We start from the raw sequence: 12,662 nt of genomic DNA, 5'->3' as shown, positions 1-12,662 counted from the left end.
AACATGAGCATACTGACGGTACGAGAAAGGGAAGTAGCCGCTCTTGTTCTGGAGGGATTAACGAACGCCGAAATCGCTGCCCGCTTGTATTTGAGCGAAGTAACGGTAAAAAAGCATTTGAAATCCATTTTTGAAAAGATGGATGTCAGCAACCGGACACAACTGGTGAAAAAAATGCTTGTGTAAATCGAAAAAAAGAGGAACCGTAGATGGCGGCTCCTCTTTTTTATGTACCTAACAATGGTTACGGCATGACATACGGTTGTTCGAATAAAATATTCTCGACTGCCTCTACTACTTTTTCTGTCCACTCCCGTTCCTGGTCCACGTTTGTGAGATAAATAATCGTTTTATCTTTTTGAATGTAACGTCTTAGCCAGCTTCTATACCCCGGCCAGCTTCCGCCGTGATGCACGACTTTTCCTGTCACCTGATCTTCACGTAGCCGCCAGCCATACCCATAATGAGATAGACTGTTGTCACTAAGCTGCACTGGGGAAAACGCTCTCTCTAGTGTTGCTTTTTTGACCAGCTTTTCTGTGTAGAGAGCTCTGTCCCACTTACGCAAGTCATCCAGTGTTGAACTGACCGCGCCGTCTCCCTGAATGCCATCCAGATAAATGACAAAATCCTGCTCACTTGATTCATCCGGTAACACTAGTGCTTCAGATGGAGCAGAATACAAGTAACCGTAGGCGTAATGCTGGATCAACTCAGGAGAATGTCTTCGGTTGTACACTTTCGTGTGCTGCATATCTAGTGGTTGAAAAATGTGTTGCTGCAAGAAATCGGCAAATCGTGTACCAGCTACGTGTTCTACGATAGAAGCCAATAATGCATAGCCAGTATTACTATACTCATACTTTTCATTGGGTGGAAACAATACGGTGGGTCGATGCTTGATTAGCTGTTCGAGGATGTCTTGATTCGTCGCGATTTTCGATTTGTCCCAATGTTCTGCAAATAAATCCATGTAATCTGGCAAACCGGATGTGTGCACAAGTAGGTTCTCTACGGTAATATCGTCATAAGGGAAATCTGGGAAGAAGCTGTTCACTGTATCTGTATAGTCGAGCTTCCCTTGCTCTTGCAAGATCATGATGCCCATTGCTGTAAACGCCTTGGAAACGGATGCAAGCTCAAATACAGAATGCGGTGACAATCTCTCGGCCGTTTCCAGATTGGCCATTCCTATGGAATTTTGATAAAAAGGTTTTCCTTCTTCCAAAATCAAGATGTTGCCGCTCCAATTATTTTGTTCAGCAATCGCAGAAAAAAGCTCATCAAGCTGGCGGCATCTTGCATCACTTACGTTGGCTCCCAGTGTCATTTTTCGTTTCCCCCACTCGTTTTTGTAAATTGTCTCCCCGAAAAAGCCATTCGAACAATCTTATTCTTTTCAGCTCTGATAAACCGTGCCGCGAAATCTGTACCAAAAGCCCGGACTACAAAGAGATCTTCAGAAAACGGCTTCATTACGTAGTTTTCTCCCAAAAAAGAGAGCATTAGCTGACCATTTTCCAATCGGACCGGCAATGTCCCAAACTCACTAGAATGATAATCCCCCACGAATTGATTCATTGCTTCCTCAGTTAGGAAATCAATCTTGCTAACCAGATGAGAGGATTCAGGAGGGCGGTTTTCCAGACTGTTTAGCGCACCCACCATAACCGCCAGAACCGGCGACAATTCTAGATTGGACAGTGCCACTCCGGCCAGTCCTGTTTCGGGAAAAAAGCACATCTGAGCCGTAACCCCTTTAATACCACCACTATGCTCCACTAATGTTTTTCCATAGTAGTCAGTTGTTATGACCAAGCCATATCCGTAAAATTGACCAGGTACCAAGTCAGTTGGAAAGTAAGGGGTTATCATTTGTTGTACACTTTCCGGCGTCAGGATACGATTGCCCCGTGCGGTAAGCCCACCTTTGCAGAACATGTCCGTATATTTCAACATATCCCGCACGGTTGATTTTATAAATCCTGCCGCCCGAGAAGCGGGAGAATCCCACCAGTTCGGAGATGAGAGCACTTCCTTGTAATCGCCTCTGTCTCGCATGATATACAGCTTTGTAATATTCTCATAGCCATTTAGCTCTTCCAGAAAAAAGCTCGTGTGCTCCATCCCGATTGGATCGATGATATGCTCCTTGACATAAGCCTCATACGACTTCCCGCTGACGCGTTCAATGATCGCTCCCAGCAAGGCGAAGCAGTCATTGGAATAACTGAACTCCGTGCCTGGTGGCCCTAGCAGCTCTAAATCTAAAGTAGAGATTACACTCATCAGGTCTTCGTACGTATCGATTGGGACCGTTTCATCTGCCTGGTTTTGCATCAATGGAAGGTCTTCTACCTCGTTCGCTTCCAAGCTTCGCATCACACTTGCCAAAAATGTGGGCAAGGGGGGAATTCCACTCGTATTCGTCATAAAATGATGAATCGTGATTTGCCCCACATCAAGATTTTTCAGACGGAATTCCGGCAAGTATTTGACAACAGGGTCATGTACGGATAACTTACCCGCCTCTTGTAATTGCATGACTGCCACACAAGTAAAGGATTTTGTTATCGATCCGATACCAAAAACCGTATCGATTGTAACTCGTAACTGCCGTTCCACATCACGGAAGCCAAATCCGTTACTATAGAAGGTTTGACCATCCTTTGCTAATCCCATACAAACACCAGGAACCTGACTTTTGGTTATCAAATTTTGGGCATATTTTTCAAAAGAATCAATCCATCCGTTATGTTGCATGCGCTTCTCTCCTTTGTTGGCATGTAGTTAGTTCTCGACCCAGCTGTCATTATATGTCGGCATGACAGATGTCCACTTTACTCCTTTTACTCGAGAATTTATGACAGTATAGGCCTTATCGTAATAAAGAGGGACAACGTACGCTTGCTCAATGAGATGCTTTTGTACATCCATATACACTTGCTTTCTGGCATGAGTCTGTAAGGTTGTCCGCCCTTTCAAAAGGAGGGCGTCCAGCTTGTCGTCTTTTACACCAGACAGGTTGTAGGCACCGCTGGAATGGAAATAAAAGTATAAAATATCAGGATCATCATAGACGCCCGATATCAACGTTACATCAAAATTTCCTTTGATGACTTCCTGCATGTACCCTGCTATTTCCAGATTCTGTATCTTTATGTTGATACCAGCCTCTCCCAGCATGGCTTGGAGCAATTGGGCTTCTTTGTCAAAATCTGCGGTACTGAGTAAATTCAGACTCAGTGTTTTTCCGTCCTTTTCTCTCACACCACTTCCATTTACTTTCCAACCAGCATCGTCCAACAATTTCTTGGCTTCGCTCACATTATACGCGTACCCGTACTTTTCTAAGGATTTGTCATACCCTAGCGTCGATGGAGATAATGGCGTATGGGCTACTTCGCCTTCTCCCTTCGTAACAGCCTGGACAATGGCTTCTTTATTGACGAGCATATGAAATGCTTTACGCACCTGAATATCTTCAAACGGTGGTCTCTTCAAATTCATCTCCATCAATAAGCCCAGTCCTGGACGCAAGCGTTCTATCACTTGATATTTCGAATTATTCCGATAATAAATCGCGTCTTTCACAGGTATTTCCGTTGCTACATCGATAGCACCACTCTCTAGCGCTGACAATCTGAGTTGGCTGTCAGCAATCGCTTTTATGACAAGCTTGTCGGCTCTTGGAGGACCTTGATTTTCATAATATGGTTCTCCCCACTGAAAAGCTTCATTTCTAATATAGGTGACAGCTTCGCCCGTATTCCAACTCTCAAACTTCCACGGCCCTACTCCCACAGGACTCCTGCCATAATCCTCCCCAGCGTTTTCAATCGCTTTCAATGATAACGGCTGTGTAATATAATTCCCTAGCGAATCGAGGAAGGCAGTATTGGGTTCATGTAGTTCCAGAACGAGGGTCTGATCGTCTGGCGCTTTCACACTTTTTATTGGAGCCATTACCTCAGCGGCTGTTTTTGCTTTTGTCTGCGGATTAAGTGCACGATCGAAGGTTTCCTTAAAACTTTTTGCGGTCAGCGGTGTCCCATCGTGAAAGGTAATCCCGGAACGAATGGTGAAGGTCCACGTTTTGCCATCCTCAGAAATTTTAAAGTCACTAGCTAGAGAGGGCTTGTATTCGTTTGATGCAGGATCCTTATAGAGCAGAGATCCACCGAGCAACCAGGTATAGACCCCAGCTGATCCAGCAGACATGTGAGCATCTAATGTATCCGGTTCATAAGGGTACGCTACTGTAATGGTTCCGCCCGATTTTGGTTTGGCACTCTCCTGTTGCCAGGTTGGAACAATTGTTTGCGTGCTGCAACCAACCACCAGGAACAGGCATAGCGTGACAAATCCCCCTATAAAGACATTGTACGTTTTTCGGTTGTTTTTTTTCATGTGCCAGCATGCCACCTCCCGCCCTTTTCTATTTGAAAGAACTTCCGATGATGACAGATGATTTCACCTCCTTCGCAAGCTGTAACAAAGAGTACTTTTACTCGTTATCCAGTTGTTGAAGCTTCCACTGTACTCCTTGGTAGAATAATTCATTTGTTTTCATATACGATTGCAGACCTGGGTACAGGATTATACAAATTCTTCTAAAGCGCTCGAGATTTTCGGTTTGGCTTGAAAGCAACCATTCAGCAAATCGACGGAAAAATGATTGCGAGACAGGGAGTTCGTCAACATCCGCAAACAGCAACACATACTCTTGAATATTCGCCTGTACGACAGGACTATCTGGAGTTGCATGTTGCTCCGCAGCTTTCAACAGCTGTTTATGGTTTTTAAGCATTCTGGCAGTCCACATCTCCACACTGATTTTAGGCAGGTGAACTACTTCCAGGAAGGACATAACATTATGCTTCATTTCCCGGACAATCTGTGGATCATTCAACATTGCCTCCAACTCATCTAATGCAGCCGTTTGCGCCGCCGAAAGATTGCCTTCCAGCAACGAAGAGACGTTAACCCCTAGTAAAAATATCTCTCGCCATTCAACCGGAAATTGTTCAGGAAAAACGGACGAAAACATTTTTTCCAAAATAAACTTTTCTCGTTCCAATGCATTTGCGGAAATCGATTCAATTAGCTCGTGCATATAGCTCAAAGAATCATTGCCATCCTTACTCTGCTTTGTTTGTTCCAAAATAGTCTTCATGCTGGCAAGTGTACGCATTTGGATGTCCAAAGCTTCGATTTGCCATTCTATCGCCATATCAACAGGGATATCCCCAGCTAACATTCTCTTAATATCATCAATTCCAAAGTTTAAATAGCGCAGGGTTAGGATCAGTTTTAACCGCCATATTTCCTCTGCTGTATACATACGATGACCTCCAGGAGTTATCTCAGCAGGTGAAAGCAGGCCAATCTCATCATAATACCGAACAGTGGGTACAGAAGATCCTGTCATTTTCGCCACTTGTCCTATGGAGAACTTCACTTCCTTTGTTGTTAGATCGTTCTGTTGATTTTGTGTGGTGTCTAATCTGTTCCTCGCCTTTGCGTGCACGTTATAACACCCCCCTTTAGCCAATTATAAAACCTCATGTCACTTGAGATTCAAGAGGCAATATGAAAAAGCCCGGTGGTTCTTGACACCTGATTTCGTAAACAAGATCGGACGGTTGGAATTATTCATAGGGATCTGTGCTTTAATAGCTCAGACCTGAATGATTAATCGTTAACACAGCAGCAACATTTCCATCGGAATTTTCCGTGATCCTTGAAAGATCTTGTTCTCCATAGACATAGCACCTCTTTTCGTATATTTTGGACTATATAGTGTCTGGTCCGAGCTATATACAGATTAATTGCAGAATATAGCGTACATACGTGGAATATAACGTCCGAATTCTATGGAGGGTATTTATGGAAGAGTTTCACACAAATATTGGTGAGAATATAAAGCGTATCCGAAAAGAAAGAAACTTGAGCTTGGATAAAACTTCTGAAATAACAGGGGTTAGCAAAACGATGCTCGGACAAATTGAGAGAGGCAAGTCTGCTCCAACCATCACTACCCTTTGGAAAATAGCTAGTGGGTTGCGCTTGTCCTTTTCTTCACTCGTTAGTCAATACAAGCCGAATGTCACGATCATAAAAAAGAAGGAAGTAAACCCCATTATTGAAAATAACGGTCAATATCGTGTGTATCCACTAGTCCCATATAATCCCGAACAGCAGTTTGAGATCTTTTCAGTAACCCTTGAACCAGGATGCGAGCGTATAGCAGAACCGCATACTACTGGCGTTGAGGAGTTTATTCTCGTAAATGAAGGCACGCTAGAGGTTGTCGTCAATGAACAAGTTTACGTAGTTGAGTCAGAGGATACTCTTATTTTTAAAGCAGACAGGCCCCACATTTATCGAAACAACGGAGATCGTATTGTAAAATGTTCCGTAGTCATTCACTACTCCAGTCAATGAAACAAAGAGAAACCCCATACATGTAGGGTTTCTCTTCCGTTAGATCACTCGAATAGATGTTATCCTGTTACAGTGTTCCCCCATTCCCGTTTCCGTTCGTGGAGCGAGCTGGCAATAATACGGTCTAACAAATGTGTAAAGGTCATACCTGCTGCACCTGCACTCTTTGGAAACAGGCTGTTGGCGGTCATCCCCGGTAAGGTGTTCACTTCTAATACGTAAGGTATATCCTGACACAAAATCATATCGACCCTTGCATAGACTTTGCACTGCAGCAGTTGGTAGCTTGCGAGCGCAGCCTCGCGCACACGCTGCTGGGTAACGGGAGGAAGCTCGATCACCTTCTCCTCCGCGCCCCCATCCTCATATTTCGCTCGGTAGTCGAACCACTCTGAATGTGCGGAGCGAATGCCGATTATCGGTAGTACCTCGCCATCCAGAATCGCGCAGGTTAACTCCGTCCCTTTCAAATAGGGCTCAATCAAGATCCCCTGATCCAAATGACTGGCTTCCTGAACAGCCGACAGCAGCTCCTTCTCATTTTGCACGAGCTGGACACCTATGCTGGATCCCCCCAAGTTTGGCTTCACAATCACCGGGTAACCCAATTGCTTCACCGCTTGTGGATCATAAACGTCCTTCCAGTAAAGTCCTGCAGGCGTTTGAATGCCCGCTGCCTTCAACAGCATCTTGGACAGTTGTTTATTCATGCATAGGCTGCTTGCCAGGACACCGCTTCCTGTATAGGGAATACCAAGTGTCTCCAGTGCTCCCTGCACTGTGCCATCCTCACCATATTGACCATGCAGTGCCAACAGCCCGAAATCGATGCCAGCCTGATGTACCTGCGTGATTAAATCAGCTCGCTGAGTAATGACAATGGGAACCGCCTCGTAGCGACTCCGATCCAAATGATTGATCATCTCTTGACCAGTCTTCAGCGAAACTTCTCGCTCTGAAGAAATACCACCCATAATAACGCCTATCTTCATGATGACACCTCATTTTTCTTCCAAATGGTTGTGTAGTTTGTAATCGTTATCTCTCCAGAATGCGGCGCACCTGTTTGCCGATTATCTGAATGCCCCGCTCGATATTTTCATCCGTTACTCGTGAAAAACCTAGTCGCAAAGTATTCGTCCCTGTTCCTTCTTGAATAAAAAACTTGTCCCCCGGTGTAAAAATGACCCCTTGCTCTGTGCAAGCTTCTAGCAGTTGGCGTGTATTTACGCCTTGCGGAAAGGTAAGAAACAAATGCAAGCCCCCGTCCCCAGATAGCTGCGCCTCAGGGAGATATACTTCACAGCATGCCTTTGTCAGTTCATATTTGCGCTTATATTCCATACGGGCTTTTTTGACATATTTATCAAAGTTTCCATTTAGCAAATATTGATAGAGTATTGATTGATCGATGGTTGAAGTGTGAATGGTGCGTGCACGCTTAATGCTTTCCAGATTGTCGATCAATGCCTTGTCTCCGAGCACCCAGCCCACTCGCAATCCAGGGAACAGTACCTTGGAGAAGCTACCAATATAGATGACACCATTCCCCTTCCCTGCTGTCGCGATTAATGGCGCAACATGCGCTCCCGAGTAGCGCAACTCCTCGTTGAATCCATCCTCGATCACCGGAATCTGATAATGCATCAGTAATTTCATAACCGCACTGCGCTTCGCTGGCGACATGACTATGCCTGTCGGATTGTGATAGGAAGGAGTCAAATAGGCCAAATCGAAGCTGTTTGTCTGCTTATGCAACACCGCCTCAAGCTGCTCCACATCCATACCATCACTCTCCATCGGAATGCCGGTAATCTCAAATCCTTGCAACTTCAAATTCTTGATCGCTGTATGATGGGTCGGATTTTCACAAATGGCTGCCCCACGGCGCGCAGAAGGACGAAGTACCGACAACACGATGTCAAAACCTTCTGTAAACCCGTTTGTTATCAGCATATCCTTACCGCTTAAATCGACGCCCTTATTCTCCATATATCGCATCAAGTAATCGATCAGTGGCTTGTAGCCCTTGGCGTAGCCGTAGTTGAGTAAGACCTGCCCTTCGACTGCCATCCGATCCAAAAACGCCCGCCTTACATCCCCCAAGTCAAACAACTGCTCATCCGGCGCGATGCTTGTGAATGAAATGGTTCCTTTTTTGCCGCGTATGCCTTGCTTCATCATGTCCAGTTCTACAGCAGATACAGCATATTCGTTCATTCGTGCCTTCCAGTCGATTTGCCAGGAGGCATAGCCGTCAGTTCCTTCGTTATCCGTAGTCAAATGGCCCACCATCGCGGTAACATAACTGCCTTTTCCTGGAATCGCATACGTAAATCCGTCATCCTCTAAGCCTTCGTATGCAGCAATGACCGAATTGCGGCTCACTTTTAACAGACTGCTCATTTCTCGTGTGGAGGGCAGCTTTTGATCTGCCTGAAGCGCACCTTTGATAATTAAACGTTTGACGTATTCTTTCACTTGTATCGCGACTGGACGGTCACCAACAAGCTTGAAATCCTGGAACATCCTTCATCGCCCCCGTCTATAATGATGGCATGGGAGACGAGAGAAAAAAAGAACCACCTCACTGGATTTTTCATCCTTCGGTGGTTCCTCTGAAGCGGTCAGCATCCATCCGGCGGTAAAAATGACGTAAAAAAGAACCCATTTTTCTTAAGGGTTCCTCTTTTGCAATCAGTTTTAATAGACCGATCGTGGATCCTTTACCAAATGCTATCCACTTTATGGTTGTTTTGCGCCATCACTATATACTTGTCCAATTGCTGGCTTACCCCCAACACTACGTCACTTGTTAGACCATGTTTTCCAGCCAATTCAATCATTTGCTGTCGTAGTTGTTCGATGCTTGTTTCCAGATCCAAGTGGTGGCGACTTACTTCTATTCCCGCGCCCCAGAACGTGCCCTTGCTTTTCGGGGATGTTCCTGGGTGCACAGAGACGTCCCTTTCTAATGAACTTGCGATACCTTTTATGTTAAGCACCTCCTATGATTTACAAAATATGACATTAATAACTATAAATCAATATGCAAGAATTCACCAACTAAGAAAAAATTGAATAGAAAAAAACATCCTATCGAAAGGATGTTTTTTCGTGTCTTATAAAAACTGTTTCTAAAAATCTGCACCATGCTGATAGTTAATTACGTGTTGGGCCTCAGACTTTTGTGGTTCGTAAACGATGCCACTGCTAAACCCAAACGTTAGAAGAAGGGCCAGGAATACATTTTTCATTCTTTTTCATCCTCTCTACTTATCATCTTTTTTAGTAATTGTTGATACAGCGTCCTACAACTCGTTTATAAATGTAGCTTCAGCCTTCTTCTCTCCAATTACAATGGCTTGATATTGGAGAATCTGTGATGGAGAAGCAAGATGTCGATATTTTTCAAACAACTGTACACATTGCAGAGCATCATAATGTCGATTCATCAAATTCGATAGTACGAAACAGTGCAGGGTTTCATTGAGTCCACTTTCAATGCGCCACTTTGTAAAATCATATATTGCTTTCTGATATCGATATTGGAGGTGCTGAACCATATTAACCAACAATGTTCGTTCATGGAATCTACCAATATCTTCAGAGAGGCGTAATAAAACCTCATCGACACAAAAATGATATTTATTAGCAGCTTCCATAATTGTAACGAGGCCCGGAAGTATTTCATCAGGCTGCTCCGCCAGATAGTCGGTGTATTCCTTAATGATATCTTCATTTCCCATTAATACTTCCAGTGTGTAAAAATTCGCTTTCGCAAAGACAGCAAACCGCTCAACGATTCGTAACCCTTCATCGTCCAGAAGTTCAAACCAATATAAATCGGCGTATGCTTGTACATATTCTTTCGAGTGTGAATAAGCGCCTTGCATCTGTAAGACTAATCCTTTATATAAATAACCCATTCCATAGTAGTAGACGAGTGGGCGTTCTGTTTTTATCAACTCTGCCGCTCGATTTTTTCTGCGTTTTTGCAGCTTATCTTGATAAATAATTTTGGAAAGCTCTCGTAGCTCATCTGCGTAAGTTTCTGCTTCACTCCATTTTTGCAAAGTGAAACAAACCTTCGCCAAATTTAATAAAGCGTCTAATTGATCCGTTTCAGGTAATCGCTTTCGATATAATGAAAAGCGAATAACAGCCTTCTCATTTTCATCGGCATTTGTCCCGAGAATTGCCTGAAATAATCGGTAGTGACTCATCACAAACTGGGTTGAGTAGCTATCTTTCTCGTTCTCAATTACGTACTCATAGAATGGCACCGCCTTTCCCAATTTTCCCTCCTCATATAATTGCTCTGCCACAGTAAAAAGGATGGAAATATTTTTTGGATTCTCCAACAATTGGGAGGCAACAGCTTCAATGCAATCCTTTCGCCCATTCTCAGCGCTTCGAATCAAATAAGGTATCAATCGGGGGCGCGAAATTTTCCCTTCATATAAACATTCATCGGGATATAGTTCATACATCCAGCCTGGCTCGTAGCCAAACACCGAAGCGAGCGCATCTAATTGACCTATTGTGATAGCCCGAGGTGGATTCCCATTTAGAATCTCGCTCAATGTCCCCGGATTAATACCAGTTAAATCCCCTAGTTTGCTTAATGTATAACCGCGCGCTCGCCGATGTTGTTCGATTTCTGACCGCAGCGACTGGTGCAATGTCCCTAGCAGTCCCCCCATATTGGATCACCCTTTTGGTTTTACTTTATTTTACAATCAAATGGTTTTTTTTGGAAGATGCATTAGACATTTCTTTATCGTTTTACTAGTTTTTGTAAGGAGATGTTCACATGCAAGTAACCATAACAGAGCTTGTTATGGTTACATTAAGCTTTCGCTATTCCTTTTTCCCAATCAACATTTCCACTTCCTCGATTTCCTTCGGGATCTGTGACGAGAGTATCTCACAGCCCTCTGCTGTTACCAACACATTATCTTCAATCCGAATCCCAATGGCTTCTTCCTCTATGTACAGACCTGGTTCAATCGTGATCACCATACCAGGCTGCAAGCCAACATTGTAATCTGAGAAATCGTGCGTATCTAGTCCAAGGTGATGTGACACGGAATGATAGTAGTATTTGGAGAGCTCACTGCTGTCTTGGATGAGACCGAGACGTAGCAGACCATCTGTCAGGACCTGTTTCGTAACATCATTGAGTTCTGAAAGTGTGACACCAGGCTTCACTGCTTCGATGGTCTTGATTTCTGCTTCGAGCACGAGTTGATAGATCGCTTTCTGTCGTTCAGTAAAGCGACCATTTACGGGAAACGTTCGCGAAATATCAGCCGCATAGTAATTCGATGCTGCACCGAGGTCGAGGAGGACCAAGTCACCATCTACCGCACGCTGATTATTCGCTTCATAGTGCAAGATAGTAGCATTGACGCCACTAGCAATAATGGGTAAATAAGGAAGCTCGCGAACACCGTGCGACTTCAACGTGAAATCATAGTGCGCCTCTAGTTCATATTCCATGATTCCAGGACGTGCATACGACCACATGCGCCGGATTGCTTCATCCGTGATCGTAATCGCACGTCTGATCTCTTCGATTTCGGCCGAACTCTTCAACATACGCAGTTCTTTCAGCCATGGGCCCGCATCGTGAATTTGAAGGGTCCGGTATTTCTTCTGCGCGTCTTCGGCAAAATTGTCTGCAGGGGTCAGCTCGTCGCTCCACTGATAGCGATACAAGTCAAGATAGAGTGAGGACTTGCCTTCGCAGCGCCTCACAAAGACTCCAAATGACTCCAGCCACTCATCGAGATAGTCGAAGTGTTCAATACCAGATTGCTCCTTCGCCTCTTGATCGGATAAGACCGCCCCTGTCCATTTCGCTTCCAGCTCATTTGGGCGCTGAAGAAATAGCGTTTCGTTTACGATACCAGCGCGTTTCGTGATCATGAGAATGAGGTTGCTGCGCGCAATGCCCGTTAGATAATAGAAGTTGCGGTTTGGTGAAAACAGATATTTATCGTCATTGCTGCGTGTCTTGACAACCCCTGAAAAGAGGACAAGTGCGCTGTGGTCAGGCATTTTTTCCGCGAGTTTTTGACGGCGCTTGATGAATTCTATTGAATGTATGGTGTTTGTCATATGTTTGATACCCCTTCGTTCGTGAGTTTCTTCACGGATTGATATCGATTGTGAAAAGCGTTCTTGATCGCTTCAAGTTCAGTATAGTC

11 protein-coding genes are annotated in these 12,662 nt (G+C 44.4%); 2 read left to right on the top strand and 9 right to left on the bottom strand.

The genetic code is table 11. The features are described 5' to 3' along the window. Positions 1-3: 3 nt before the first annotated feature. The gene (locus HP567_RS17790) at positions 4-186 is read left to right on the top strand and encodes a response regulator transcription factor (protein WP_173609196.1); all 183 of its coding nucleotides are present in this window, start codon (positions 4-6) and stop codon (positions 184-186) included. Between the two features lie 58 nt (positions 187-244). On the opposite strand, the gene HP567_RS17785 is transcribed toward HP567_RS17790, so the two are convergent. The 4 genes from HP567_RS17785 to HP567_RS17770 form a co-directional block, all read right to left on the bottom strand. After that, positions 245-1,330 carry a serine hydrolase domain-containing protein gene (locus HP567_RS17785; protein WP_173609197.1) on the bottom strand — a complete coding sequence of 362 codons (1,086 nt, stop codon included), beginning with the start codon at positions 1,328-1,330 and terminating at the stop codon, positions 245-247. Next, positions 1,327-2,763 carry a serine hydrolase domain-containing protein gene (locus HP567_RS17780; RefSeq protein WP_173609198.1) on the bottom strand — a complete coding sequence of 479 codons (1,437 nt, stop codon included), beginning with the start codon at positions 2,761-2,763 and terminating at the stop codon, positions 1,327-1,329. The genes HP567_RS17785 and HP567_RS17780 overlap by 4 nt, the downstream gene beginning before the upstream one ends. 27 nt (positions 2,764-2,790) lie before the next feature. Beyond that, positions 2,791-4,410 carry an ABC transporter substrate-binding protein gene (locus HP567_RS17775; RefSeq protein WP_173609199.1) on the bottom strand — a complete coding sequence of 540 codons (1,620 nt, stop codon included), beginning with the start codon at positions 4,408-4,410 and terminating at the stop codon, positions 2,791-2,793. 97 nt (positions 4,411-4,507) lie between these two features. Further along, positions 4,508-5,530: a MerR family transcriptional regulator gene (locus HP567_RS17770; RefSeq protein WP_173609200.1), complete on the bottom strand. Its 1,023-nt coding sequence runs from the start codon at positions 5,528-5,530 to the stop codon at positions 4,508-4,510. A gap of 359 nt (positions 5,531-5,889) precedes the next feature. On the opposite strand from HP567_RS17770, the gene HP567_RS17765 reads away from it, so the two are divergent. Next, positions 5,890-6,447 carry a helix-turn-helix domain-containing protein gene (locus HP567_RS17765; RefSeq protein WP_173609201.1) on the top strand — a complete coding sequence of 186 codons (558 nt, stop codon included), beginning with the start codon at positions 5,890-5,892 and terminating at the stop codon, positions 6,445-6,447. A gap of 59 nt (positions 6,448-6,506) precedes the next feature. Here the strand turns inward: HP567_RS17765 and HP567_RS17760 are convergent, their stop codons facing one another. From HP567_RS17760 to HP567_RS17740, 5 genes are all read right to left on the bottom strand, one after another. Continuing rightward, on the bottom strand, positions 6,507-7,439 hold the full coding sequence (locus tag HP567_RS17760; RefSeq protein ID WP_173609202.1) for a D-alanine--D-alanine ligase: 933 nt from the start codon (positions 7,437-7,439) through the stop codon (positions 6,507-6,509). A gap of 46 nt (positions 7,440-7,485) precedes the next feature. Then, complete coding sequence (locus HP567_RS17755; protein ID WP_173609203.1) at positions 7,486-8,976, bottom strand: aminotransferase-like domain-containing protein; 1,491 nt, start codon at positions 8,974-8,976, stop codon at positions 7,486-7,488. Positions 8,977-9,173: 197 nt separating this feature from the next. Then, positions 9,174-9,404 carry an aspartyl-phosphate phosphatase Spo0E family protein gene (locus tag HP567_RS17750; RefSeq protein ID WP_173609204.1) on the bottom strand — a complete coding sequence of 77 codons (231 nt, stop codon included), beginning with the start codon at positions 9,402-9,404 and terminating at the stop codon, positions 9,174-9,176. Positions 9,405-9,758: 354 nt separating this feature from the next. After that, a complete protein-coding gene (locus HP567_RS17745) occupies positions 9,759-11,153 on the bottom strand; it encodes a helix-turn-helix domain-containing protein (RefSeq protein WP_173609205.1) in 1,395 nt (464 codons plus the stop codon). A gap of 157 nt (positions 11,154-11,310) precedes the next feature. Continuing rightward, positions 11,311-12,573 carry an aminopeptidase P N-terminal domain-containing protein gene (locus HP567_RS17740; protein ID WP_173609206.1) on the bottom strand — a complete coding sequence of 421 codons (1,263 nt, stop codon included), beginning with the start codon at positions 12,571-12,573 and terminating at the stop codon, positions 11,311-11,313. Positions 12,574-12,662 lie beyond the last annotated feature (89 nt).

It is taken from the genome of Brevibacillus sp. M2.1A (assembly GCF_013284355.2).
GTDB lineage: Bacteria > Bacillota > Bacilli > Brevibacillales > Brevibacillaceae > Brevibacillus.
Note: the sequence above shows the minus strand (reverse complement) of the source record. Positions and strands in the feature narration are given on the sequence as shown.